Raw genomic sequence first — 24602 nt, forward strand, 5'->3', positions numbered from 1 at the left:
GTCGAGCGCGCGTTCGCCGGCGTGCGCGGCGCTGTTGCCGCCCAGCACGATGGTCAGCGTCATCAGATTGGGCAGGGCCACGATCAACGCCAGCACCGCCGCGGCGCCGGCGGCGAATTTGCCGGCTCGGGTGCGCCATACCCGCACCGCGCCCAGCAGGAGCAACAGGGGGATCAGCGTGCACAGGAACCCGATCGCCAGGCCCGACCAGATGCCCTGGGCGAAGCTGCCGTGGCCGGACATGCCGGCGATCCGCTGCGCCCACCAGCGCGGAATGAAGGCCGACAGCACGAAATAGGCGACGACCAGCACGATGATGACCGCGAGCAGGCCGAGGGCTCGATTCCGCCACACGGTGGCTCGGGGTTTGGTCCCGGAGTTCGTGAGGGAGCTCGTCGATGTCATGAATCCAGCGTATGCGCGAGGCGCGCGGCGACGCCGGGAGAATCGTGTTGTGTCAGGCCGTCAGTGCGCTCTCACCAGGGGAAAGGCGGCGTGCACCCGGAGGCGGCCCGGTGTCCAGCTGGTCGATTCAGGCCCGGTGCTCGCGCAGGGCGGCCAGCGCGGCGTCGGCGTGGACGTTCGCGCGCAGTTCGCCCGAGATCACCGCCAGTACCGTGCGGTCGGTGTCGATCACGAAGGTCTGCCGCTTCACCGGCAGGAAGTTGCCGAGCAGACCGCCGATCGCCCCGGAACGTTTGACGCCGAACCGTTCCGCCACCGCGCCGTCGCGATCGGACAGCAGCGGATAGCCGAGGGTCTGCGCCTGCGCGAAACCGGCTTGGGTGTCGACCGAATCGGTGCTGATTCCCGCGCAACTCGCGCCCAGGGCCGCGAATTCGCTTGTCAGATCACGGAAATGGCAAGCCTCGGCGGTGCACACGGGAGTGTTGGCGGCGGGGAAGAAGAACAGCGTCAAAGGCCCGTCGGCCAGCAACGAATCGAGCGACCGGACGGTGCCGGTCTGATCGGGAAGTTCGAACCCGGGTGCGCGCTGGCCTTTTTTCACAATCGCGAGGGTACCGGGCGGCACGGTTGCCCGGTACCCGCCGCGGATCGCGCGGGTCGCGGCGGGGCCAGGAAATCTCGGTTGCGGCCGACTGGAATGATGAGCGATATGCACGGCGCCGCATTCGACCGTCCGGAAACCGCAACCACCACCACTCGGGACCAGTTCCGCGTGCTCGCGGCCGCGCACCGGGTGGTGCCGGTGACGCGCAAGGTGCTGGCGGATTCGGAGACCCCGCTGTCCGCCTATCGGAAGCTGGCCGCGGACCGGCCGGGCACCTTCCTGCTGGAGTCGGCCGAGAACGGTCGTTCGTGGTCGCGCTGGTCGTTCATCGGCGCCGGCAGCCCCACCGCGCTGACGGTCGTCGACGGCGAGGCGGCCTGGCTGGGCGCGACCCCCGCTGACGCCCCGGCCGGCGGCGATCCGCTGGAGGCGCTGCACGACACCCTGGAACTGCTGCGCACCGAGCGCCTGCCCGGCCTGCCGCCGCTGACCGGTGGGCTGGTCGGCTATCTGGGCTACGACATCGTGCGCCGTATCGAACGGCTGCCGGAACTGACCACCGACGATCTGCGGGTCCCGGAGATGGTACTGCTGCTGGCCGCGGATCTGGCCGCCTTCGACCATCACGAAGGCGCCATCACGCTGATCGCCAACGCGGTGAACTGGAACGGCACCGACGAGCGCGTCGACGAGGCCTACGACGACGCCGTCGCCCGGCTCGACCGGATGACCGCGGCGCTGGCCGCACCCGCCGAATCGACCGTGTCCGTCTTCGACCGTCCCGAACCGGACTACATCCGCCGCCGCACCAGCGAGGACTTCGGTGCGGGCGTGCGGCGGCTGGTCGGCGAGATCGAGGCCGGCGAAGCGTTCCAGGTGGTGTTGTCGCAGCGGTTCGAGATGGACTTCGACGGCGAACCGCGCGATGTGTACCGGATGCTGCGCGCCTCGAATCCCAGCCCGTACATGTATCTGATGCACATTCCCGACGGTGCGGGTGGCACCGCCTTCTCCATCGTCGGATCGAGTCCGGAATCGCTGGTGACGGTCAAAGACGGTGTGGCGACGACACATCCGATCGCCGGCACCCGGTGGCGTGGCGCCACCGAGGAGGACGATGTGCTGCTCGAGAAGGATCTGCTCTCCGACGAGAAGGAGAACGCCGAACACCTCATGCTCGTCGACCTGGGCCGCAACGACCTGGGCCGGGTGTGCGAGCCGGGCACCGTGCGCGTCACCGAATACCGCCACATCGAGCGCTACAGCCACGTGATGCATCTGGTGTCGACGGTGACCGGGCGGCTCGCGGCCGGTCGCATCGCCCTCGACGCCGTACGCGCCTGCTTCCCGGCCGGCACGCTGTCGGGTGCGCCGAAGGTGCGGGCCATGGAGTTGATCGAGGAGAACGAGCCCACCCGCCGCGGCGTCTACGCCGGAGTCGTCGGCTACCTCGACTTCGCCGGCGACGCCGATACCGCGATCGCGATCCGCACCGCGCTGCTCAAGGACGGCATCGCCTATGTGCAGGCCGGTGCCGGCATCGTCGCCGATTCCCAGCCCGACTACGAGGACGAGGAATCGCGCAACAAGGCGATGGCCGTTCTCAAGGCCGTCGCCGCCGCCCGCACCGTACGCACCTTCACCCCCGAACCCGACGGCACCCTGCTATGAGTAACCCGGAATCCGAACCAGCCGAACGACATTCGCCGAACGAGCCGGAGGTGAAGCCCGCGCCCGGCGCGAACGACGCGTCCGCGGCCGACGCGGCAGTGCGCCCGCGGCAGTCCGATGCCGACATCTCTGCCGCGGATCGCGCGCCGATTCCGAGCGGCCCCGTGGGGGATGCGGTCCGGTCCGGCTCCCGCCTCGACGACGCGGCCGCACGGGTGCATCCCGGCGACGGCGGCGACCCCGACCACTATGTCCCCGAGGCGGATGCGGGCGGCGCCGACAGCGTGCCCGGCAAACGCGCCCGCCCGGTGCTGCCGGTCCTCCTGCTGGCCGTCGGCGCGGCCGCGCTGTGGGGCTCCTCGCGCATGACCTGGGTGACCCTGCGGTCCTCCGACGGTCTGACCGAGCCGCGCACCCAGCATCTCAACGGCGGTCTCTGGTTCGGCGCGCTGACACCGCTGGCGCTGGTGCTGCTGGCCTCGATCGCGGCCGTCTTCGCCACCAAGGGCTGGCTGCGCCGGCTGATCGGTGTGGTGGTGGCGCTGGTCGCCGCCGTCGCCGCGGTGCCCGGCCTGGCGCTGCTGACCCAGCACGGCAAGATCGCCGAACGGGCCGCCCGGCTCGCCGAACTGCCCGCCCGCGCGCACGTCGACGCCGCCACGGCGGCCACGTTCCCGGCCGCACTCAGCGTCTTCGGTGCGCTCGCGGCCTTCGCCGCCGGCGTCCTGCTGGCCCGCATGCCCGAAACGACCGCCCGCATGTCGGGTAAGTACGATAATCCGGTCTTCCGCCGGGCCGCGGCCGCCGAACAGGTCGCCGAATTGCGCCGCACGGGTGATCCGGAATCGGCCGCCGACGCACCGCGGACGGCGACGTCGAAGTCCTCGCCGCACACCCCGGAACCGGAGTCGGGCGAACTCTCGCAGCGCGTGCTGTGGGACGCGCTCGATGCGGGCGCCGACCCGACCGACGACGAGCCGGGCCGATGAGCGCCCTACCACGGCACGCCGGGCGGCAGGCGTCACACCCCGCCGTCGGCTCGGCTTACCCTTCCATTTACTCTTTATCAGCATCGGTGAGACAGCACCTGGGGGGATTCTCAGGTAGCAAGTCCGTCTCCCCAGAAAGGATTCGAGCCAGATGACGGTACTCGACTCGATTCTCGACGGGGTCCGTGCGGATGTGGCCGCTCGGGAAGCCCTCCTGGATTTCCAGGCCGTCAAGAAGGCCGCCGCCGCGGCACCCTCGCCGCGCGATGCGCTCGCCGCTCTGCACGCGGACGGGATCGGAGTCATCGCCGAGGTCAAGCGCGCCAGCCCCTCGAAGGGTGAGCTCGCCGACATCCCGGACCCGGCCAGCCTGGCGAAGTCCTACGAGGACGGTGGCGCGCGCATCATCAGCGTGCTCACCGAGGGCCGCCGCTTCCACGGCTCGCTCGACGATCTGGACGCGGTCCGCGCGGTCGTCGACGTGCCGATCCTGCGCAAGGACTTCGTCGTCGGCCCGTACCAGATCCACGAGGCTCGTGCCCATGGCGCGGACGTGATCCTGCTGATCGTGGCCGCCCTGGAACAGGACGTGCTGGCCTCGCTGATCGATCGCACCGAATCGCTGGGCATGACCGCGCTGGTCGAGGTGCACACCGAGGAGGAGGCCGACCGCGCGCTCACCGCCGGCGCCTCGGTCATCGGCGTGAACGCCCGCAACCTGAAGACCCTCGAGGTCGATCGCGACGTCTTCGCCCGCATCGCGCCCGGACTGCCCACCGAGGTCATCCGGGTCGCCGAATCCGGCGTCAGCGGCACCGCCGACCTGCTCGCCTACGCCGGCGCCGGCGCCGACGCGGTTCTGGTCGGCGAGAGCCTCGTGACCAGCGGCGATCCGCGTGCCGCCGTCTCCGAGCTGGTGACCGCGGGTACCCATCCGTCCTGCCCGCGTCCGCTGCGGCGGGGTGTCACCCGATGACCGGCGTGCACGAGCCGCTGCCCCAGGCCAGCGAGGGTGTCACCCACCGCAGCCACGAACCGGATCTCGGCGGCCACTTCGGCGCCTACGGCGGCCGGCACGTGCCCGAGGCGCTGATGGCGGTGATCGAAGAGGTCTCCGCCGAATACGACAAGTCCCGCCTGGATCCCGATTTCCTGGCCGAACTCGACCGGCTGCAGCGCGATTACGCGGGCCGGCCCTCGCCGGTCTTCGAATGCAAGCGGCTCTCCGAACACGCCGGCGGCGCCCGCATCCTGCTCAAGCGCGAGGATCTGAACCACACCGGTTCGCACAAGATCAACAATGTGCTGGGCCAGGCGCTGCTCGCCCAGCGGATGGGCAAGACCCGGGTGATCGCCGAAACCGGCGCCGGTCAGCACGGTGTCGCGACGGCCACCGCCTGTGCGCTGCTCGGCCTCGAATGCGTGATCTACATGGGCGCGGTCGACACCGCGCGCCAGGCGCTCAACGTCGCGCGGATGCGGCTGCTCGGCGCCAAGGTGGTGTCGGTGACCACCGGCTCGCAGACGTTGAAGGACGCGATCAACGAGGCGCTGCGCGACTGGGTCACCAACGCGTCGGAAACCTACTACTGCTTCGGCACCGCGGCGGGCCCGCATCCGTTCCCGCTGATGGTGCGCGATTTCCAGCGCGTTGTCGGCCTCGAGGCGCGGGTGCAGGTGCAGGCGCAGACCGGTCGGCTGCCCGACGCCGTGGTGGCGTGCGTGGGCGGCGGATCGAACGCGATCGGCATCTTCCACCCGTTCCTCGACGACGAGGGCGTGCGGCTGATCGGCTACGAGGCAGCCGGCGACGGCGTCGAAACCGGAAGGCACGCGGCGACTTTCGCCGGCGGCCGGCCGGGTGCGTTCCAGGGCGCCTACTCGTACCTGCTGCAGGACGAGGACGGCCAGACCATCGAATCGCATTCCATCTCCGCCGGTCTGGACTATCCCGGCGTCGGCCCCGAACACGCCTATCTGAAGGACATCGGCCGCGCCGAGTACCGGCCGATCACCGATACCGAGGCGATGGACGCGCTGCTGCTGCTCTCGCGCACCGAGGGCATCATCCCGGCCATCGAATCGGCGCACGCGGTGGCCGGCGCTCTACAGCTGGGCCGCGAATTGGGTTCCGGCGCAATCATTCTGGTGAATCTGTCCGGACGCGGCGACAAGGACATGGATACCGCGGCGCGCTGGTTCGGCCTGTTCGACGACGACGCCGCCCCGGAGGAGAATCGCTCGTGAGCCGTCTGGAATCGACCTTCGCGGCCAGCCGCGGCGAGGGCCGCGCCGCGCTGATCGGATATCTGCCCGCGGGCTACCCGGACCTGGCCGGATCCATCGACGTGTGCACCGCGATGGTCGAATCCGGTTGCGACATCATCGAAGTCGGTATCGCCTATTCCGATCCGGTGATGGACGGCCCCACCATCCAGGCCGCCACCGAGCAGGCCCTGCGCGGCGGCGTGCGCGTGCGCGACGTCTTCGGTGTCGTCGAGGCGATCACCGCCGCCGGGGGCAATGCCGTGGTGATGACCTACTGGAATCCGGTGCTGCAATACGGCGTCGATCGTTTCTCTCGCGATCTCGCCGCGGCCGGCGGTCTCGGGCTGATCACCCCCAATCTGATTCCCGAGGAGGCGGGGGAGTGGTTCGAGGCCTCCCGCGCCCACGATCTGGACCGCATCTTCCTGGTCGCTCCCTCCTCCACCGAGGAGCGCCTGGTCAAGACCATCGAGGCCAGTAGCGGATTCCTCTACGCCGCCTCCACCATGGGCGTCACCGGCGCCCGTGACGCGGTGTCCTCGGCCGCGCCGGAACTGTGCGCGCGGGTGCGTGCCCACTCCGATATCCCGGTCGGTGTCGGCCTGGGCGTGCGCAGCGGTGCGCAGGCGGCCGAAATCGCTTCCTACGCCGACGGAGTGATCGTCGGCTCGGCGCTGGTCACGGCCGCGGGGCAGGGACTGGACCAGGTCCGCAAGCTCACCGCGGAACTGGCCGAGGGCGTGCGCTCGGCGACTGTCACCAGCTGATCGGAGACGCGAACTGGGCGGCGCGCGCCCCCTCCGTTACGGTGGGGCCCGTGACTTTTCCAGTCCTGGCAGACGGCGTCGATGTGCACGGTGGGGCAATACTGGCCTATATTCCCAGTCCGCCGCGAGGCGTATGGGATGTGGGGCCGTTCCCGCTGCGCGCGTATGCGATCTGCATCATCATCGGCATCATCGTCGCGATCTGGTGGGGTGAGCGGCGCTGGCGCGAGCGCGGCGGCGAGCAGGGCAAGGTGCTCGACGTGGCGATGTTCGCGGTGCCGTTCGGACTCGTCGGCGGCAGGCTCTATCACGTGGCCACCGACTGGGAGAAGTACTTCGGCGCCGGCGGGCATCCGATCAACGCGCTGAAGATCTGGGAGGGCGGTCTCGGGATCTGGGGTGCGGTGCTGCTCGGCGGTGTCGGCGCCTGGATCGGCTGCCGGGTGTATCGAATTCCGTTGCCCGCCTTCGGCGATGCCATCGCCCCGGCGATTCTGCTCGCGCAGGCCATCGGCCGCCTCGGCAACTACTTCAATCAGGAGCTCTACGGCCGCAAGACCGATCTGCCGTGGGGCCTCGAGATCTATCTGCGGTTCGATTCCGACGGCCAGCTGGACATGATGAACGGCGTTTCCACCGGCGTGGTGGAGAAGATCGTGCAGCCGACCTTCCTCTACGAGCTGATCTGGAATCTGCTGGGCGTTCTGGTGCTGGTGATGGTCGACAAACGCTGGCGGATCGGCCACGGTCGCTTGTTCGCCCTGTACGTGGCGATCTATACCTTCGGCCGCTTCTGGGTCGAGTTGCTGCGCGACGACGAGGCCACCCACATCTTCGGCATTCGGGTCAACTCCTACACCTCGGCGATCGTATTCCTCTGCGCGCTGGCGTATTTCGCCCTCGCCACCAAGGGCCGCGAAACCGCCGCCCAGCTCGCCTCCGGTGGTGAGCGCCCCTGGCCGTGGCAGTGGAGTGCGCTGCGCCGGTTCGGCGCCGCCGGACAGGAAGCCGCCGCCGAGAGCGCACCTGCCGCCACGGCCGACGAATCCGCCGCCGGCGAGAAGCCGGACGAAGCCGCGAAATCGGAGAAAGCTGCCGAATCCGAATCCGCTACTTCCGCATCCGGCGAATCGGACGATTCCACCCCAGGCCCTTCCGATTCGGTAGCGACCGGTACCGAGGCGACCGGCAACGAACTGGATCCGCCCGCCGATGACAAGGATGCGGCCGGTGTCACCACCGCCGGGAACAGCGAGCAGCGGGCCGAGGGCGAGTCGGGTAAGCCGGGCCGGAAGAAGGCGGACAAGAGCTGAGCGGGCCGACCGCTCGAATCAGGAGGACTTCGTGACCGACCCCTATCAGCCGCAGCCCGGCTACGGCCCGCAGTACGGGGCTCCGGGTACCGGGCCGGGAAATCCGGGCGGCTACGGCCAACCCGGCCCCTACGGAGGCGGGCAACCAGGCCCCTACGGGCCGGCCGGCTACAGCCAGCCCTACGGCCAGCCCGCAGACCCGTACGCCCAGCCGTACGCCCCGGTCCCCGGCTACCCGCCCGCGCCCTACGGCGGGGACCCGGAGGCGCCGTACGGGCGCAACATGTACGGCGAACCGTTCTCGGACAAATCGAAGCTGACCGCCGGGCTGCTGCAACTGTTCGTCGGTGGCCTCGGGATCGGCCGGTTCTATCTCGGCTACACCGGCATCGGCGTCGCCCAGCTCCTGGTCACGCTGTTCACCTGCGGTCTGGGCGGAATCTGGCCGTTCATCGACGCGATTTTGATCCTGACCGGCAAGGTTCGCGATCCGTACAACCGTCCCTTGCAGGAGTGACGACCATGCCGGTCGCGCATGTGATGTGCGTCATATTTTCGTCGATTGACAGTGGCGGGAGTGCCGATCAGCGCCACCGCGGCGGCAGGACTAGGCTCGGCTCGTGATGCGACGGACAAAGATTGTGTGCACCCTCGGGCCGGCCACCGCCACCGAGGACCGGATCCGTGAACTTGTCGACAGTGGCATGGACGTGGCCCGGTTGAATTTCAGTCACGGAGAACACGCCGATCACGCCGAGAACTATCACAAGGTGCGGCACGCCGCCGAGCAGATGGGTCGTGCGGTCGGCATCCTGGCCGACCTGCAGGGGCCGAAGATCCGCTTGGGCCGGTTCATCGAGGGCCGCACCATGTGGGCGACGGGCGAGGAAGTGCGGATCACGGTCGACGACGTGGAAGGCACCCACGATCGCGTCTCCACCACCTACAAACAGCTATCCGAGGACGCCAAGGCCGGTGACCGGCTGCTCGTCGACGACGGCAAGGTCGGGCTGACCGTGGTCCGCGTCGAGGGCAACGACGTGGTGTGCCGCGTCACCGAGGGCGGCCCGGTCTCCAACAACAAGGGCGTCTCGCTGCCGGGTATGGACGTGTCCGTTCCGGCGTTGTCCGAGAAGGACATCGAGGATCTGGAATTCGCCCTGCGGCTCGGTGTGGACTTCATCGCCCTGTCGTTCGTGCGGTCGCCGTCGGACGTCGAGCTGGTCCACGACATCATGGATCGCGTCGGCCGCCGGGTGCCGGTGATCGGCAAACTCGAAAAGCCCGAAGCCATCGACAATCTCGAGGCGATCGTGCTCGCCTTCGACGCGATCATGGTGGCTCGCGGCGACCTCGGCGTCGAACTGCCGCTCGAGCAGGTGCCGCTGGTGCAGAAGCGCTCGATCCAGATGGCAAGGGAGAACGCCAAACCCGTCATCGTCGCCACCCAGATGCTGGAGTCGATGATCGGCAACTCCCGCCCGACCCGCGCCGAGGCCTCCGATGTCGCCAACGCGGTACTCGACGGCGCCGACGCGGTCATGCTCTCCGGCGAGACCTCGGTCGGCCAGTATCCGATCGAAACGGTGCGGACGATGGCGCGCATCGTGCACGCCGTGGAATCGGAATCCTCGACCCGGGTGCCGCCGCTGACCCACGTCCCGCGGACCAAGCGCGGCGTGATCTCCTACGCGGCCCGCGATATCGGCGAGCGGCTCAACGCCAAGGCGCTGGTGGCCTTCACCCAGTCCGGCGACACCGTGCGCCGGCTGGCCCGCCTGCACACCACGCTGCCGCTGCTGGCGTTCACCCCGCTGCCGGAGGTCCGCAGCCAGCTGGCGCTGACCTGGGGTGTGGAAACCTTCATCGTCCCGCCGGTCGGTACCACCGACGAGATGATCGGCCAGGTCGACAAGGAACTGCTGTCGCTGAATCGCTACGCCAAGGGCGATCTCGTGGTGATCGTGGCCGGCTCCCCGCCGGGTACCGTCGGCTCCACGAACCTGATCCACGTGCATCGCATCGGCGAGGAGGACCACTGAGGTGAGCGCGTCACTGGGCGAATCGGTCGGCACCGGCCGTGAGAGCGGCGGCGATCTCGCCGTACTGCTCGGCCTGCTCGAACTCGAGGAGATCGGCGAGGACGTCTTCCTCGGTCACCATCCGGAGAAGGTGTGGAGTCGTACCTTCGGCGGCCAGCTGGTGGCGCAGGCGATCATCGCGGCCGGCCGCACGGTCGGGCCGGGGCGCCCGGTGCATGCGGTCAACGCTCATTTCGTGCGCGGCGGCGACGTGCGCAAACCGATCGAATACCGGGTCGAACGCCATCGGGACGGGCGTGCCTTCGCCAACCGCACGGTCACGGCGTATCAGGACGATCAGGAACTGTTCGTGATGCTGGCGGCGTTCCAGGACTGGGCCAAGGGCCTGGAACACGCCAGCCCGCAGCCGCAGGTGCCCGATCCGGACGGCCTGCCCCGGGTGGAGGAGTCCTTCTCCGGGTTCGAGGACAAACTGCAGATGTTCGTGCAGGCACCGCATCCGATCGATATGCGCTACACCAACGATCCGGCCTGGATCCTCAAGGGCACCGGCGGCACCCTGAACCACAATCGCGTGTGGATGAAGGCCGACGGCGAACTGCCCGACGATCCGCTGATCCACGTCGCGACGCTGGGTTATTCGTCCGACACCACGGTGCTGGATTCGATCATCACCACGCACGGGCTGTCGTGGGGCCACGACCGGATCGTGGCCGCCACGGTGAATCATTCGATCTGGTTCCACCGTCCGTTCCGCTTCGACGACTGGGCCCTGTACGCGACGCAGTCACCGGTGGCCGCCGGTTCGCGCGGCCTGGCCACCGGTCACTTCTATTCGCGGGCCGGCGAGCTGCTGGCCACTGTGGTGCAGGAAGGCGTGATCAGGCACTTCCCGGCGCGCAAGTAGCGCTGGGCGCCGGGAGTGCCGGTATCAGAGGCGTTCGCGGTTCTCGTCGAAGTCGTAACTGTCGCGATGGAGCGCGTGAATCGTGTAGGGGACGGCGTCGGCGGTGGTGGCGATCCCGAGGACCAGTCGATGCTCGAGTGCGGCCAGGCCGGATTCGGTCAGCTGATCGGGATCGCCCACCAGGCTGAGCGCTATCTCGTAGGTGCGCCGCGAGCCGGGGTCGCGGTGGGGGTGTTCCAGGCGCCACTGGGTCTCCAGGACCGTATGGCCGGGTTGATCGGCGTCGACGGGCAGGGTGAAGCGCCAGGCGAAAACATCGTGCTCGGCGAGGTGGTCGTCGACCACGCAGCGCACGGTGTGCACGACGCGGTCGAGCGTTTCCGGTGTGACGTAAACATGGAGTGAAACATCCGAAATTCGTTTCGGCATGTCTGTGTCCTGTTCCGGTGTCGAACCATCGGCGTCGGCAGTTACCGCGGGGAGTCTAACCCCGGATCCCGCTCCGCGGGAGGGCGGCATGCCCGGCGCCGGATTGTTCAGGCGTGGCGGCCGATTCGCACGGGCTCGATACCCCAGGGTGGGGTTTCGATACGTCCACCGGGCAGCAGCACCAGCCGGGGCCGGCCGGACTCCGTACGGCCCGCGTCGCGATGGGGGTGCAGGGCGAGCAGCAGCGGGACCAGCGTTTCGGCGATCCGATCGCCGACGGCACAGTACTTTTCGCTCGACAATCCCACCGGGTCGGCGATGTTCTCCCGGCCCACCAGCGCGAGATCGTTTCGCGCACTGTCGATCTGGGCGATCGTGCGGGCGCCGGAGACCTTCGTCACCCGGTAGGCCTCGAGCAGTGTGAAGGTCCGCGGCCGGGCTGCCGGAACCAGGTCGATGATGTGGTCGCGGATCTGCTCGGTCATCGCCAGCACGAGGTCCGCGCGCGTGACCATCTCCGGCTTCAACTTGCGTGCTGAGAAGTTGCCGGGATCCGCGCCGAGGCCTGTGATGGTCTGTGCCGCAAGGGGATCGACACCGAAGCCGACGAGCGCGCGGGTGCCGGCGCTCTCGGCGGTCAGGTCGTCGAGACCGTGTTCGGCCGCGACGGCGCGGGTCAGACGTTCGGCGATCACCGAGCGGCAGACGTTGCCGGAGCAGACGAACAGGACGTGCATGACCGCTACGGTAGGTCGCCGCGGGCCCCGGCAGAAGTCGAGGACGGCCGAAAACCGCTAATTTAACGCGATGTTCAGCTGCCGGTAGCGCGTCACGTTCGACCGTTTGCCGAATTTTCGCTGACCGGCTGGGTGACGGGTATGGCGCTACGGCTGCCGATCCGTGTCGGAACCCTCGGCGTCGTAGGCGTTTCGATAGTAGGAGGCTTCCTCGACGACCGGGGCGACCGTCGGTTCGGTGCCGAGATGAGCGTTGTCCGCGCCGGCGCGCGTGGCGTTGTCCTGAGCCCGGCCGCGTGCGCTGAACAGCGGTCCGCGCATGGACCGGGTCGGAGCGAAGGCGCCCAGTCCGGTGGGCGTGGTCATATCGTCGTACATGGTGTCGATGCCGCCGCGCAGGAAATAGGCCTCGTGCCAGAATCCGGTGCCGCCGGAGTCGCGCAGAAACCGCTGCCACCAGTCGCGATGCGGCTGGGACCGGGTCCAGCGCTCCAGGCTGTCCAGGTCGCGCCAGTATTGGCGGGCACCCCAGTGGGGCGGGAACAGCGACCAGATGATGTCCTCGTGCCGCAACAGGCCATCCGGCCGATCACGATGGGAGCGATACAGTTTCGGCCCCAAGCCGAGCAGACGCAACACCCCCCGCGGGGTCCGCACCCGCATCCCCAGATAGATCACCACCAGATCGGGATATCCCGAAAGATCCGCGGTGAGCCGGTTCACCCGCATACGCGACCTCCTCCTGCCCGGGGTCGTGTGCACCACCCTACGCGTAGTCACGGGTCATCCTGCCGATTCGGTTCGAATACGACAAAAGCGGCCCGATCGGACCGCCGACGATGGTGCCGAGTGTGGGACTCGAACCCACACGTCCGTGAGGACAACGGTTTTTGAGACCGTCGCGTCTGCCAGTTCCGCCAACTCGGCGCACCGGGAGGAAATGATAGCCGGTGGGTGCCCAGGTTACCGAATCGGTGCCGCGCGGGCGGGTTCCCGCTGGGTAGATGGGTTGTGAGCGAAGTTGAACGGTACGCTTTAGGACACTCGGCGTGCGTGGCCGGTGACAGGGTGGGACCGGAGGCGCACATCGGGTGTCGGCATCGGAATATCGAGGGGTCTGTCTATGGGAACGAATGCAGGGGGCGCGGGCGCGAAGCAGGACGCGCCGGCTGCCGCGAAGCGTGTCGTGGTGGCCGAGGACGAGGCGCTCATCCGGATGGACCTTGTGGAGATGCTCTCCGAGGAGGGCTACCAGGTGGTGGGTGAGGCCGGCGACGGCCAGCAGGCGGTCGACCTGGCCGTGGAACTGCGCCCCGATCTGGTCATCATGGATGTGAAGATGCCGCGGCGCGACGGTATCGACGCCGCCGGTGAGATCGCCTCCAAACGTGTTGCGCCCGTGGTGATCCTGACCGCGTTCAGCCAGCGTGACCTGGTCGAGCGGGCGCGCGACGCGGGCGCGATGGCCTATCTGGTGAAGCCGTTCACGAAATCGGATCTGGTGCCCGCGATCGAGTTGGCGGCCAGCCGTTTTCACGAGATCTCGGCGCTGGAACAGGAGGTCGCGAATCTGTCCGACCGCCTGGAGACCCGCAAACTGGTCGAGCGTGCCAAGGGCGTGCTGATGCAGACGCAGGGGCTGTCGGAACCGCAGGCGTTCAAGTGGATCCAGCGCACCGCGATGGATCGTCGCACCACCATGAAGGCGGTCGCGGAGGTCGTCCTGGAGAATCTCGCGCCGAAGTCCTGATCGCCCCTTGTGGTCGGCCGCGGCTCGTGTGCCGGCCGCGTGACGGTCGAGCGCGGGAGTGATCGAGTCGCGGCCCGCGCCGTCGGCGGGCTCGCTCGTGGGCTTCCGGTGAGCTCCTCGGGCGAACTCCGGCACCGATGCGGGAAAATCGCGGACATCGGCGAGCTTGTGCACGACCTCGCTGCCGGTCCGGTGGGGCGGATGTGGCCGGCGTGAAAGCGGGCAGCGTATCCGCGTGTGCGAATTCGAACGCGACACATGTCGGTCCGTGCCCGGTGGCCGGGGATGTCGGTGGATATCCCTAGACTCTGTGCCGTGACTCCAGCCTCCACCGATCAGCGTCAGGGCAGTGTGTCGTCCACCACCGCCGCAGCGGCCGCGCCGAAAGCCGGCAGTACGGCGCCGGGTGCTCCCGGCGAGCGGCCCACGCTGTTGTTGCTGGACGGCCATTCCCTGGCCTACCGCGCCTTCTACGCGCTACCGGCGGAGAACTTCAAAACCGTCACCGGGCAGACCACCAACGCCGTCTACGGCTTCACCGCCATGCTGATCAACCTGCTGCGCGACGAACGGCCCACCCATGTGGCGGCCGCGTTCGACGTCAGCCGGAAGACCTTCCGGGTCGAGGCCTATCCGGAGTACAAGGCCAACCGCATCACCACCCCCGACGAATTCCGCGGGCAGGTGGAGATCACCCAGGAGGTGCTGGGCGCGCTCGGCATCCCGGTGATGGCCATCGAAGGCTACGAGGCCGACGACATCATCGCCACCCTCGCGACTCAGGCTGTGCCGCAAGGCTTCCGGGTGCTCATCGTCACCGGCGACCGGGATTCGCTGCAGCTGGTCAACCCCGACGTCACCGTGCTGTACCCGAAGAAGGGCGTCTCCGAACTCACCCGTTTCACGCCGGAGGCGGTCGAGGAGAAGTACGGCCTGACCCCGGCCCAGTACCCGGATTTCGCGGCCCTGCGCGGCGACCCGAGCGACAACCTGCCCGGCATCCCGGGCGTGGGGGAGAAGACCGCCACCAAGTGGATTCGCGAATTCGGCGATCTGCCCACCCTGGTCGAGCGGGTCGACGAGGTGCGCGGCAAGGTCGGCGACGCCCTGCGCGCGAACCTGTCCAGCGTGGTGCTCAACCGGCAGCTCACCGAGATGGTCAAGGATGTTCCGCTGCCGTACACCCCGGAGCAGCTGGCGCAGCAGCCGTGGGACCGCGACAAGATCCACCGCCTGTTCGACGATCTCGAATTCCGGGTGCTGCGGGACCGGCTGTTCGAGACGCTGGCGCCGCCGGAGCCGGAGGCCGAGAGCGGTTTCGAGATCAGCGGCGGCCCGGTCGCGCCCGGCGCCGTCGCCGACTGGCTGGCCGAACACGCGAAAGCCGGTGTGCGCCACGGTGTGTCGATCGTGGGCACGACCACGCCCGTACAGGGGGATGTGAAGGCGATCGCGATCGCCGCCGCCGACGGGGAGGGTGGCTACTTCGACGTGGTCGCGCTGACCCCGGAGGACGAGCTCGCCCTCGGCCGCTGGCTCGCCGACGCCGGCACCCCGAAGGCGGTGCACGAGGCCAAGGCCGCCATCCACGCTCTGCGCGGGCGCGGCTGGCGGCTGGCGGGGCTCACCAGCGATACCGCGCTCGCGGCCTATCTGGTCCGCCCCGGGCAGCGCACCTTCAACCTCGACGATCTGTCGCTGCGGTACCTGTCGCGGGAGTTGCGGGTCGAGGCCGCCGAGGACGCCCAGCTGTCGCTGCTCGACGACGAAGACCAGGTCGACACCGAACTGGCCCAGGCCGAGATCCTGCGCGCCCGCGCGGTGGCCGATCTGGCCGAGGCGTTCGATGCCGAACTCGACCGCATCGAATCCGTGCCGCTGCTCACCGAGATGGAACTGCCGCTACTGGGCGTGCTGGCCGAACTCGAGCACGCCGGCATCGCCGTCGACTGCGACAAACTGGACGAGTTGCAGCGCGAATTCGCCGACCGGGTGGCCTCGGCCGCGGAGGCGGCCTATGAGGTGATCGGTGAGCAGATCAACCTCGGTTCGCCGAAGCAACTGCAGGTGGTGCTGTTCGACAAACTGGATATGCCCAAGACGAAGCGGACCAAGACCGGCTACACCACCGATGCCGACGCGCTCGAGTCGCTGTTCGAGAAGACCCAGCATCCCTTCCTCGAACATCTGCTCGCGCACCGCGACGCCACCCGCCTCAAGGTCACCGTGGACGGGCTGCTGAAGTCGGTGGCCGACGACGGCCGCATCCACACCACGTTCAACCAGACCATCGCCGCCACCGGCCGGTTGTCCTCGACCGAGCCGAATCTGCAGAACATCCCGATCCGCACCGACACCGGCCGGCGCATCCGCGACACCTTCGTCGTCGGCCCCGGCTACGAGTCGCTGATGACGGCGGACTACAGCCAGATCGAGATGCGGATCATGGCGCACCTGTCCAAGGACGCCGGGCTGATCGAGGCGTTCAATTCCGGCGAGGACCTGCACAGTTTCGTCGCGTCCAAGGCGTTCGACATCCCGATCGCCGACGTGCACCCGGAGATGCGCCGCCGCATCAAGGCGATGTCCTACGGTCTGGCCTACGGTCTGTCCGCCTACGGACTCTCGCAGCAGCTGCGGATCAGCGCCGAAGAGGCGAAGGCGCAGATGGAGGTCTACTTCTCCCGCTTCGGCGCGATTCGCGACTACCTGCGCGACGCCGTGGATCAGGCGCGCAAGGTGGGCTACACCGAGACGCTGTTCGGCCGCCGCCGCTACCTGCCCGATCTGGATTCCAGCAACCGACAGCGCCGCGAGGCCGCCGAGCGGATGGCGCTCAACGCGCCCATCCAGGGCACCGCCGCCGACATCATCAAGGTCGCGATGATCAACACCCAGGCCGCCATCGCCGAGGCCGGGCTACGTTCGCGCATGCTGCTGCAGATCCACGACGAACTCGTCTTCGAGGTCGCGTCCGGTGAGCGGGAGGCGCTGGAATCGCTTGCCCGAGAACAGATGTCGAGCGCCATCGACCTGTCGGTACCGCTCGAGGTCTCCGTCGGCGTCGGCCGGAGCTGGGACTCGGCCGCCCACTGACGGGCCGCCGAAGGCGCCGGCCGGCCCGGTCTCGCGCGGCGTATGGCGCCACAGACGGGGATGTGCCGCGCACAGTGCGCGAAATCGCACCCCGGCGGTCGGTGCGCGATCGACCGGTCGCAACGTAGGGTGGCGCGATGGGTGCAGTGGACTGGGATCACAACGCCTTCTACCACCGGACGCTGCTGCGGCAGCTGCCGCAGCGCTGTGAGCGGATCCTCGAAGTCGGTTGCGGGGCAGGCGCTTTGGCGGTTGAGATGGCGCGGCGCGCCGACCGGGTCGACGCGGTGGACCGCTCGCCGGAGATGATCGAGGCGGCCCGCGGTGTCGTCCCGGGCAACGTCGAATGCACCCGAGCCGACATTCTCGAGTACCCGCTGCCGGAAGCCGCCTACGACGCCGTCGTGTCGCTCACCACGCTCCATCACCTGCCCCTGGAACGGGTGCTGCCGCGGCTCGCGCACACGCTGCGGCCGGGCGGGGTGCTCGCGGTGATCGCGCTGCCGCGGGCAGATCCGCTGCGTGAACTGCCCGCGGAGATCGCGGGCGTGCTCGGCCATCGCCTCTTCGGCGCGACGTTCGCGACGCTGCGTGCCACGGGACGCGGCGCCTGGTACGCGCACGAACCCACGCATGCGGTGATGCCGGTCGTGCTCGATCCGCCACTGACCACGCGCGAGGTCGCGCGCCGGGCGGGCGACCTCCTGCCGGGCGCGCGCGTGCGGCGGCTGGTGTTCTGGCGCTATCTGTTGCGGTGGGACAAACCCGGGCAACCCCGGTGACGACACGCCGACCGTGTCCGGGGCCACATCCTGTGGACCCGCTGTGGCCTGCGCGAATGCGGCGTTCACCCCGGCACTGTCCGTTGGCATGCCGTTCACTCGAAAATGTGACGAAGTTACTCGTTGGTTCCGCCGCAATATTGTTGCCATCGACGCGGTGAGTCCATATTCTCGAAGCCGTGCCGAATCCCGCCGCAAGCCACAGCGCCGCGCGCAACGTCGCCGACCGCGACCGCGTGGTGCTCCTTCCGCTTACCGCGATGGTGGCTGCGGCGCGACTTCTCGTAGTACCTCGCCGTAGCGGGAGCTGATTCGGACCGGCCCCCTCGCTGCGGCCGTTACAAGTGTTTGCGCTGGTCCCCTCTGTCATCCGACCAACGACAAAGCTTCGGGAAGACCTAGTCCAATGACGATCACTATCGATACACATGCCTTCATCGCGGCCGCGCCCAAGGGGCTGCGCGCCGAATCCGCCGACCTGACTCCCGCGGAGTTCTACGACCGCTACTGCGCGCACACCGGCCCGGTCAAGCTCAGCGACTGGGCGCGGGCCGAACAGCGGGCGACCTACACCGCGACCATCGAACTGGCCGGACATGCGCGGACCGTGGTGTCCGCGGGGAGCCCGGTCGCCGCGCTGACCTCGGCGCTCTACGACGAGGGCTACCCGGTGGAGATTCTGCAGTTCCACCAGCGGCGTACCGGCGCCGGCACCGCCACCTTCGTGCAGTGCGAATGCAACGGCCGCCGAGGCTGGGGCGCCGCGCTCGCCGGGGACGGGCCGGAGTCGACCGTTCGGGCCATGATCGCCGGCATCAACAAACTCGGGAACTGAGCCGGTTCGGCAACCGAGCCGACACGCGAAAACCACTGTGCCGCATCCCCTTTCGTGAAGAATCGGGATGCGGCACCGGTTCGTGCGGGTCAGCCCTGCTGCTGTTCGGCGAGCTGCTTGCGCACCTCTTCCATATCGAGCGCCTTCACCTGGGAGACCAGATCTTCCAGCGCGGCCGGCGGCAGTGCGCCGGGCTGCGCGAAGACCAGGACGCCCTCGCGGAAGGCCATGATCGTGGGGATGGAGCGGATGTTGGCGGCGGCGGCGAGGCTCTGCTCGGCCTCGGTGTCGACCTTGCCGTGGACGACATCGGGATGCTGTTCCGAGGATGCCTCGAAGGTGGGCGCGAACGCCTTGCAGGGCCCGCACCAATCGGCCCAGAAATCGACCAGGACGACGTCGTTTCCGGTCACAATCTCGTCGAAGTTCTGCGCGGTCAGGGTCTGGGTGGCCATGGGTTCCTCTCGTCTCGTTGTATGCGGTGCAACGCGGGACGCTGTGCACATCTTCCGCGCGGCCGGCGTCCGCGGCTCAACCGTGGACCCCACCCCCTGGGGCGATCGGCCACTCGATCCGCCGATCACCGTCCCACCGCCGAATACCCACCACGGTAGCCGCAAAATCCCGCTCGGCGGCCACCGCGTCGATCGCCGCGGGCCAGTGCTCCGGTTTCAGCCGCCGTGCCAGCGTGACGTGCGGGGTCCACGCGTCCGGGCACATGTTCGCCGGAACGCCGGGGCACGCGTCGATGACCGCCGCGATGCGCCGTTGCATCGTCAGCAGGTCCTCGGTGGGCACCACCAGCCGTACCAGAATCGGATGGCGGGCGCCGAATATCAGCAGCCCGCCCAGCCGGATCGGGAGCGGCCGGAACGGCAGGGCGGCCAGCGTCTTGTCCATCCGGGGCCAGATCTCGCGGGCGACCGCGACGGTGATGTGCGGCCGGTGTTCCGGTGTGGGACTGTGCATTCCGGCCGTGGCCAGCGCACCCCACTGCCGGCGGACCTCGGCCTCCGCCGCCTCGTCGAGTACCAGTTCCACCGACTGCACCATGGTTCAGGCCAACTTACGCGCGCGGGCCGGGCCCGGTGCGCCGATTACCCGAGTTGCCGGGCAGGCCGGGCCCGCGGTCGGCTCGGCGATCCGGCACCCAATAGGGTGACCCGGTGCGCCGGGCCACGGACCGGCCGGGACGGGGTGGTGCGAGCAGAGGAGTGAGCGCGGTGGATGCGCGGCGGGCGGTGCGGCTCGGGCTGATCGAGGGCGACGGCATCGGGCCGGAGGTGGTGCGGGCGACCCGGGCCGTGGTGGACGAGGCTCTCACCGCGGCCGGTGCGGCGACGCCGGAATGGGTCGAGCTGCCGATCGGGCATGCGGCCATCGCCGAATGCGGGGAACCGCTGCCGGAGACCACGCTGTCCGCCCTCGCCGATCTCGATGCCTGGATCCTCGGTCCGCACGACAACGCCTCCTACGCCCCGCATCACCGGATCGGGGCCCCGCCGGGCGGGGCGATCCGCATACGCTTCGGCCTGTACGCGAATATCCGCCCGGCCCGGGCCTTTCCGGGCGTGCGGGCGGCGGCGAAGGACATCGATCTGGTGATCGTGCGCGAGAACAGCGAGGGCTTTTACGCCGACCGCAACATGTTCGCCGGTTCGGGCGAATTCCGGCCCACCGCCGATGTGGCGATGGCCGTGGCCGTGATCACCCGGGCCGCCTGCGAACGCATCGCGCATCAGGCCTGCATGCTCGCGGCAGCGCGGCGCGGCCGGTTGACGATCGTGCACAAGGCGAATGTGCTGCCGATGACGATGGGACTGTTCCGCGAGGTCTGCGCGGAGGTGGCCGCGGGATATTCCGGAATCGAGGTCGACGACGAACACGTCGACGCCGCCGCGGCCCATCTGGTCCGCGCGCCCGGTGACTACGACGTGCTGGTGACCGAGAACCTGTTCGGCGACATCCTCTCCGACCTCGCGGGGGAACTCGCCGGGTCGCTGGGCCTGGCGGCCTCGCTGAACTGCTCGGACGACAAGGCGATGGCTCAGGCGGTGCACGGCGCGGCTCCGACGCTGGCGGGGCGCAACCGGGCGAATCCGGGCGCACTGCAACTGTCGGCCGCGATGCTGTTGCGCTGGCTGGGCACCCGCGACGGCGATCCGGCGCTGCTGGGCGCCGCCGACCGGATCGAGCGTGCGGTGGCGGCGACCCTGGCAGCCGGTATCGCCACCGCCGACCTCGGCGGACTGGCCTCGACCAGTGAATTCACCGAGCAGGTCCGGGCTCGCGTGCATCGCAGGTGAATCGGCGTGTACCCCTGCCGCCGGTCGTGGCGCGCATTAACCTTCGGTAACCGACCGGCGCATCTCGTGCCGATCGCCTAGATTTTCGAATGGCTGCATTGCTACACGGCGACCCGCTCACGGTGGCGGGTCGCGCGAATACGGAGGGCCGCGTGTCAGTTCGACTCGGCGCCCGCGGGTACATCCTGCGAGCCGCGTGCGTGATCGTCGGTGCGGCGGTGCTGGCGGCGGGATGTGCGGACAACACCGAGGACGAATCGCCCAAGGTGCCCAAGGTGCCGGTGACGAAGGTCGAGTCGATCGCCGCGCAGCTGCCGCCGAAGATCGCGCGGGCGGGACGGCTCGTGGTCGGTGTGAACGTTCCGTACCAGCCCAACGAGTACCGCGATCCGCACACCGGTCAGATCATCGGATTCGACGTCGATCTGATGGATGCGGTCGCCGCTGTGCTCGGTGTGCGCGCCGACTACCAGGAAGCCGACTTCGAGAAGATCATCCCCGCGATCGAGGCCGGCACCGTCGACGTGGGAATGTCGTCGTTCACCGACAACCTGACGCGGGAGAAGACCGTCGACTTCGTCGACTACTTCTCCGCCGGCATTCAATGGGCACAGCGCAAGGGCCGTCCGATCGATCCGAACAACGCCTGCGGCAAGAAGGTCGCGGTGCAGCGCACCACGACGGAGGACATCGACGAGATCCCCGCGAAATCGAAGGCTTGCGCCGATGCCGGCAAGCCCGAGATCCACAAGATGTCCTACGACGAACAGAGTGCGGCGGCCACCGCCCTGGTCCTCGGCCAGGTCGACGCCATGTCTGCCGATTCCCCGGTCACCGCGTATGCGATCAAGCGCAATCCCGACACCATCGAGGCCGCGGGCCCGGTCTTCGAGGCCGAACCCTACGGCTGGCCGGTACCGAAGGGTTCGCCGCTGGCCCCCGTCCTGCAAGCGGCGCTGCAGCATCTGATCGATTCCGGCGTCTATCACACCATCGCCGAGAACTGGGGCGTGGAGGCCGGTGCGATCACCACCTCGGTCATCAACGGTGCGAAAGGCTGAGTGCACATGTCCGCGCAACCCCCCGCCGCCTCGCAGGCCGGGCCGCCCGAGGCGTCCATGCCGGAGCCGATCGAGGCCGTACCGCTGCGGCGGCCCGGACGCTGGATCGCCGCGGCGGTGCTGCTGATCCTGCTCGGGCTGTTCGTCTACGGCGCCGCCACCAACCCGGCCTATCGCTGGGACACCTACTGGAAATACCTGTTCGATCGGCGGATTTCCGAGGGTGCGGTGGTCACCCTCGAACTGACCGTGCTGGCGATGGCGATCGGCGTGGTTCTCGGCGTGATCCTCGCGGTGATGCGGCTGTCGCCGAATCCGGTGCTGCGGTCGGTGTCGTGGGTGTACCTGTGGATCTTCCGCGGCACCCCGGTATACATCCAGCTCGTCTTCTGGGGCCTGTTCCCGGCGCTGTACAAATCGATTCAGCTCGGAATCCCGTTCGGCGGGCCCAGTTTCGTGCAGTGGGATGTGCAGGACTGGTCGCAGCCTTTCATCTTCGCCATGATCGGCCTGGGCCTGAACGAGGCCGCCTACATGGCCGAGATCGTGCGTGCCGGAGTCAATTCGGTGGGTGAGGGGCAGCGCGAGGCGTCGGTGGCGCTCGGCATGTCGTGGGGACAGACCATGCGGCGCACGGTGTTGCCGCAGGCGATGCGGGTGATCATCCCGCCCACCGGCAACGAGCTGATCTCCATGTTGAAGACCACCTCACTGGTCACCGCGATCCCGCTGACCACCGATCTGTACGGCCGCGCCCGCGATATCTACGGCATCAACTTCCAGCCGATCCCGCTGCTGCTGGTCAGTGCGACCTGGTATCTGGCGATCACCAGTGTGCTGATGGTCGGCCAGTTCTATCTCGAGCGGTACTACTCGCGCGGGGTGACGCGGCAGTTGACCGGCCGGCAGCTGCGCGCACTGGCCACCACCCAGCAGACGACGGAGGTCGGCAAATGAGCAGCGCCGTGGCGGCCTCGGCCGATGTTCCGATGATCCGGGCCGAGCGGGTGTGCAAGAACTTCGGTGCGCTGCAGGTGTTGCAGGGAGTGTCGCTCGAGGTCGCGCGCGGGCAGGTGATGTGCCTGATCGGCCCGTCCGGATCCGGCAAATCGACCTTTCTGCGGTGCATCAACCATCTGGAACGGGTGAACGCCGGGCGCCTCTACGTCGACGGCGATCTGGTCGGCTATCGCGAGCGCGGGGGCAAACTCTACGAACTGCGTCCGCGGGAGTCGGCTCGCCAGCGTCGCGACGTCGGCATGGTGTTCCAGCACTTCAATCTGTTTCCCCATCGCACCGCGCTGGCGAATGTCATCGAGGCGCCGATCCATGTGAAGAAGCTCTCCCGCTCCAAGGCGGTCGCCCGGGCGCGGGAACTGCTCGATCGAGTCGGCTTGGCGGACAAGGCCGATGCCTATCCGGCGCAGTTGTCGGGCGGCCAGCAGCAGCGGGTCGCGATCGCCCGCGCCCTGGCGATGGATCCGAAACTGATGCTGTTCGACGAGCCCACCTCGGCCCTGGATCCCGAGCTGGTCGGCGAAGTCCTCACGGTCATGCGCGAATTGGCGCAATCAGGCATGACGATGGTGGTCGTCACGCACGAAATGGGTTTCGCCCGCGAGGTCGCCGACCAGCTGGTGTTCATGGACGGGGGAGTGGTGGTGGAGGCCGGAGATCCGCGCGAGGTGCTGGCGAATCCGCAACACGAGCGAACCCAGGCCTTCCTGTCCCGCATCCTGTAGAAGCGATCGAGGCTCAGTTCTCGTCGAACGCCGTTGCGCGCGAGACCTTTTCCCATTCGCCGATCTCGGCACGCACGGAGTCGAGGTGACCGAGCAGGGTGTCGACCGAATCGCTGCCCAGCGGCAGCCGCAGCGGGGTGCGCTCGGCCTCGAGTGCGGCGCGGATGGCGGCCGCGGCCTTGACCGGGTCGCCGGGCTGGGTGCCGTCGCCGCCCTCGATCATGCGGCGGGTCTTGCCCGCGGTGTCGGCGTAGACATCGGATTCGGCACTGAAATAGGCTGCGCCGGAACCGAACAGGCCGGTACGGAAGGCGCCCGGCTCCACGACGAGCACCCGGATGCCGAACGGCGCCACCTCGTCGGCCAGCGCCTCCGACAACCCCTCCAGCGCGAATTTGGTTGCGCTGTAGGCGGAGAAGCCGGCGAACGACATCTGGCCGCCCACACTGCTCATCATGACGATCGCCCCGCTGCCCTGGGCGCGCATCTGCGGCAGGACGGCGCGGGTGAGCGCGGCGGGACCGAAGACGTGCAGGTCGAACAGGTCCCGCAACTCCCGGTCGGTGGTTTCCTCCACCGCGCCGACCTGGGTGCGTCCGGCATTGTTGACCAGCACGTCGATGCGGCCGTACCGGGCGATCACATCGGTGACGACCGCGTCGACGCGGGCGGTGTCGGTGACGTCGAGGGCGACGGCCTCGATGCGATCGGGGTGGGCGGCGACCAGATCGTCCAGCGCGGCGGTGCGGCGGGCGACCGCGACGACGATATCGCCGGCGTCGATCGCGTTCTGGGCGATCGCGCGGCCGAAACCGCTACTCGCGCCGGTGATCAGCCAGACCTTGCCTGTGCTCACGGAAACTCTCCTCGGTAGTTCGGGGTACGAGATAAATCT

General features: G+C 68.7%; 25 protein-coding genes and 1 tRNA gene. 17 read left to right on the top strand and 9 right to left on the bottom strand.

From position 1 onward, the window contains the following. A partial coding sequence (locus tag NE2_RS21145) for a permease (protein ID WP_174553966.1) occupies positions 1 to 405 on the bottom strand: 405 nt, incomplete at its 3' end. Between the two features lie 127 nt (positions 406 to 532). After that, positions 533 to 1009: a peroxiredoxin gene (locus NE2_RS21150; RefSeq protein WP_030514636.1), complete on the bottom strand. Its 477-nt coding sequence runs from the start codon at positions 1007 to 1009 to the stop codon at positions 533 to 535. A 96-nt stretch (positions 1010 to 1105) separates the two neighbouring features. Here NE2_RS21150 and NE2_RS21155 point away from each other — a divergent pair, with 96 nt between their 5' ends. From NE2_RS21155 to NE2_RS21195, 9 genes are all read left to right on the top strand, one after another. Beyond that, the gene (locus NE2_RS21155) at positions 1106 to 2683 is read left to right on the top strand and encodes an anthranilate synthase component I (RefSeq protein WP_369801514.1); all 1578 of its coding nucleotides are present in this window, start codon (positions 1106 to 1108) and stop codon (positions 2681 to 2683) included. Beyond that, on the top strand, positions 2680 to 3672 hold the full coding sequence (locus NE2_RS21160) for a TIGR02234 family membrane protein (protein ID WP_084494213.1): 993 nt from the start codon (positions 2680 to 2682) through the stop codon (positions 3670 to 3672). Before NE2_RS21155 ends, NE2_RS21160 begins: the two co-directional genes overlap by 4 nt. Before the next feature lie 151 nt (positions 3673 to 3823). Continuing rightward, the gene (trpC, locus tag NE2_RS21165) at positions 3824 to 4648 is read left to right on the top strand and encodes an indole-3-glycerol phosphate synthase TrpC (RefSeq protein WP_030514633.1); all 825 of its coding nucleotides are present in this window, start codon (positions 3824 to 3826) and stop codon (positions 4646 to 4648) included. Next, positions 4645 to 5919 carry a tryptophan synthase subunit beta gene (gene trpB / locus NE2_RS21170; protein WP_063028746.1) on the top strand — a complete coding sequence of 425 codons (1275 nt, stop codon included), beginning with the start codon at positions 4645 to 4647 and terminating at the stop codon, positions 5917 to 5919. Before trpC ends, trpB begins: the two co-directional genes overlap by 4 nt. Beyond that, on the top strand, positions 5916 to 6707 hold the full coding sequence (gene trpA, locus NE2_RS21175) for a tryptophan synthase subunit alpha (RefSeq protein WP_030514631.1): 792 nt from the start codon (positions 5916 to 5918) through the stop codon (positions 6705 to 6707). The genes trpB and trpA overlap by 4 nt, the downstream gene beginning before the upstream one ends. A gap of 83 nt (positions 6708 to 6790) precedes the next feature. Next, the gene (gene lgt / locus NE2_RS21180; RefSeq protein ID WP_106958522.1) at positions 6791 to 8020 is read left to right on the top strand and encodes a prolipoprotein diacylglyceryl transferase; all 1230 of its coding nucleotides are present in this window, start codon (positions 6791 to 6793) and stop codon (positions 8018 to 8020) included. Positions 8021 to 8051: 31 nt separating this feature from the next. Next, entirely contained in the window at positions 8052 to 8537 is a 486-nt protein-coding gene (locus NE2_RS37545; RefSeq protein WP_063028748.1) for a TM2 domain-containing protein, read from the top strand. A gap of 103 nt (positions 8538 to 8640) precedes the next feature. After that, positions 8641 to 10062, top strand: a complete 1422-nt coding sequence (gene pyk / locus NE2_RS21190) for a pyruvate kinase (RefSeq protein ID WP_084494216.1) — start codon at positions 8641 to 8643, stop codon at positions 10060 to 10062. A 1-nt stretch (position 10063) separates the two neighbouring features. Beyond that, positions 10064 to 10969, top strand: a complete 906-nt coding sequence (locus tag NE2_RS21195; RefSeq protein WP_062966168.1) for an acyl-CoA thioesterase — start codon at positions 10064 to 10066, stop codon at positions 10967 to 10969. A 24-nt stretch (positions 10970 to 10993) separates the two neighbouring features. Here the strand turns inward: NE2_RS21195 and NE2_RS21200 are convergent, their stop codons facing one another. From NE2_RS21200 to NE2_RS21215, 4 genes are all read right to left on the bottom strand, one after another. Next, entirely contained in the window at positions 10994 to 11398 is a 405-nt protein-coding gene (locus tag NE2_RS21200) for a hypothetical protein (RefSeq protein WP_030514626.1), read from the bottom strand. Positions 11399 to 11505: 107 nt separating this feature from the next. After that, entirely contained in the window at positions 11506 to 12135 is a 630-nt protein-coding gene (locus NE2_RS21205; RefSeq protein WP_063013010.1) for an arsenate reductase/protein-tyrosine-phosphatase family protein, read from the bottom strand. Positions 12136 to 12282: 147 nt separating this feature from the next. Next, on the bottom strand, positions 12283 to 12864 hold the full coding sequence (locus tag NE2_RS21210) for a phenylacetaldoxime dehydratase family protein (RefSeq protein ID WP_063028750.1): 582 nt from the start codon (positions 12862 to 12864) through the stop codon (positions 12283 to 12285). Positions 12865 to 12975: 111 nt separating this feature from the next. Continuing rightward, positions 12976 to 13062 (bottom strand) — tRNA-Leu (locus NE2_RS21215). A gap of 196 nt (positions 13063 to 13258) precedes the next feature. Here NE2_RS21215 and NE2_RS21220 point away from each other — a divergent pair. The 4 genes from NE2_RS21220 (at position 13259) to NE2_RS21240 (ending at position 18598) form a co-directional block, all read left to right on the top strand. Further along, positions 13259 to 13885: an ANTAR domain-containing response regulator gene (locus NE2_RS21220; protein WP_030514623.1), complete on the top strand. Its 627-nt coding sequence runs from the start codon at positions 13259 to 13261 to the stop codon at positions 13883 to 13885. A 315-nt stretch (positions 13886 to 14200) separates the two neighbouring features. Next, positions 14201 to 16981 carry a DNA polymerase I gene (gene polA, locus NE2_RS21230; RefSeq protein WP_373862267.1) on the top strand — a complete coding sequence of 927 codons (2781 nt, stop codon included), beginning with the start codon at positions 14201 to 14203 and terminating at the stop codon, positions 16979 to 16981. Positions 16982 to 17118: 137 nt separating this feature from the next. Next, on the top strand, positions 17119 to 17763 hold the full coding sequence (locus tag NE2_RS21235) for a class I SAM-dependent methyltransferase (protein WP_063028756.1): 645 nt from the start codon (positions 17119 to 17121) through the stop codon (positions 17761 to 17763). A 406-nt stretch (positions 17764 to 18169) separates the two neighbouring features. Then, a complete protein-coding gene (locus tag NE2_RS21240) occupies positions 18170 to 18598 on the top strand; it encodes a 2-isopropylmalate synthase (protein WP_063013019.1) in 429 nt (142 codons plus the stop codon). 89 nt (positions 18599 to 18687) lie between these two features. Here the strand turns inward: NE2_RS21240 and trxA are convergent, their stop codons facing one another. Both trxA and NE2_RS21250 read right to left on the bottom strand, forming a co-directional pair. After that, entirely contained in the window at positions 18688 to 19053 is a 366-nt protein-coding gene (gene trxA, locus NE2_RS21245; protein ID WP_030514619.1) for a thioredoxin, read from the bottom strand. A 76-nt stretch (positions 19054 to 19129) separates the two neighbouring features. Further along, positions 19130 to 19639, bottom strand: coding sequence for a 2'-5' RNA ligase family protein (locus NE2_RS21250; RefSeq protein ID WP_233429847.1), 510 nt, complete (start codon positions 19637 to 19639; stop codon positions 19130 to 19132). Positions 19640 to 19812: 173 nt separating this feature from the next. Here NE2_RS21250 and NE2_RS21255 point away from each other — a divergent pair, with 173 nt between their 5' ends. The 4 genes from NE2_RS21255 (at position 19813) to NE2_RS21270 (ending at position 23707) form a co-directional block, all read left to right on the top strand. Then, positions 19813 to 20904: an isocitrate/isopropylmalate dehydrogenase family protein gene (locus NE2_RS21255; RefSeq protein ID WP_373862269.1), complete on the top strand. Its 1092-nt coding sequence runs from the start codon at positions 19813 to 19815 to the stop codon at positions 20902 to 20904. A gap of 152 nt (positions 20905 to 21056) precedes the next feature. Then, a complete protein-coding gene (locus NE2_RS21260) occupies positions 21057 to 21965 on the top strand; it encodes an ABC transporter substrate-binding protein (RefSeq protein WP_233429848.1) in 909 nt (302 codons plus the stop codon). A gap of 6 nt (positions 21966 to 21971) precedes the next feature. Then, a complete protein-coding gene (locus NE2_RS21265) occupies positions 21972 to 22922 on the top strand; it encodes an amino acid ABC transporter permease (protein WP_063028877.1) in 951 nt (316 codons plus the stop codon). Beyond that, positions 22919 to 23707 (top strand): amino acid ABC transporter ATP-binding protein, encoded by a 789-nt coding sequence (locus tag NE2_RS21270; RefSeq protein WP_063028760.1) that lies wholly within the window; start codon positions 22919 to 22921, stop codon positions 23705 to 23707. Before NE2_RS21265 ends, NE2_RS21270 begins: the two co-directional genes overlap by 4 nt. Before the next feature lie 13 nt (positions 23708 to 23720). On the opposite strand, the gene NE2_RS21275 is transcribed toward NE2_RS21270, so the two are convergent. Beyond that, the gene (locus NE2_RS21275; RefSeq protein ID WP_063028762.1) at positions 23721 to 24563 is read right to left on the bottom strand and encodes an oxidoreductase; all 843 of its coding nucleotides are present in this window, start codon (positions 24561 to 24563) and stop codon (positions 23721 to 23723) included. Between the last annotated feature and the right edge of the window lie 39 nt (positions 24564 to 24602).

Origin of the sequence: Nocardia elegans NBRC 108235 (assembly GCF_001612845.1) — a bacterium.
Taxonomy (GTDB): domain Bacteria; phylum Actinomycetota; class Actinomycetes; order Mycobacteriales; family Mycobacteriaceae; genus Nocardia; species Nocardia nova.

Bases quoted from the DNA above. Each gene is read 5' to 3' on its own strand.
- NE2_RS21160 (WP_084494213.1), top strand. From the start codon at position 2,680: ATGAGTAACCCGGAATCCGAACCAGCCGAACGACATTCGCCGAACGAG.
- NE2_RS21200 (WP_030514626.1), bottom strand. From the start codon at position 11,398: ATGCCGAAACGAATTTCGGATGTTTCACTCCATGTTTACGTCACACCG.
- NE2_RS21205 (WP_063013010.1), bottom strand. From the start codon at position 12,135: ATGCACGTCCTGTTCGTCTGCTCCGGCAACGTCTGCCGCTCGGTGATC.
- NE2_RS21265 (WP_063028877.1), top strand. From the start codon at position 21,972: ATGTCCGCGCAACCCCCCGCCGCCTCGCAGGCCGGGCCGCCCGAGGCG.
- trxA (WP_030514619.1), bottom strand. From the start codon at position 19,053: ATGGCCACCCAGACCCTGACCGCGCAGAACTTCGACGAGATTGTGACC.
- NE2_RS21210 (WP_063028750.1), bottom strand. From the start codon at position 12,864: ATGCGGGTGAACCGGCTCACCGCGGATCTTTCGGGATATCCCGATCTG.
- NE2_RS21240 (WP_063013019.1), top strand. From the start codon at position 18,170: ATGACGATCACTATCGATACACATGCCTTCATCGCGGCCGCGCCCAAG.
- trpC (WP_030514633.1), top strand. From the start codon at position 3,824: ATGACGGTACTCGACTCGATTCTCGACGGGGTCCGTGCGGATGTGGCC.
- NE2_RS21235 (WP_063028756.1), top strand. From the start codon at position 17,119: ATGGGTGCAGTGGACTGGGATCACAACGCCTTCTACCACCGGACGCTG.
- trpB (WP_063028746.1), top strand. From the start codon at position 4,645: ATGACCGGCGTGCACGAGCCGCTGCCCCAGGCCAGCGAGGGTGTCACC.
- NE2_RS21220 (WP_030514623.1), top strand. From the start codon at position 13,259: ATGGGAACGAATGCAGGGGGCGCGGGCGCGAAGCAGGACGCGCCGGCT.
- NE2_RS21270 (WP_063028760.1), top strand. From the start codon at position 22,919: ATGAGCAGCGCCGTGGCGGCCTCGGCCGATGTTCCGATGATCCGGGCC.
- NE2_RS21155 (WP_369801514.1), top strand. From the start codon at position 1,106: ATGATGAGCGATATGCACGGCGCCGCATTCGACCGTCCGGAAACCGCA.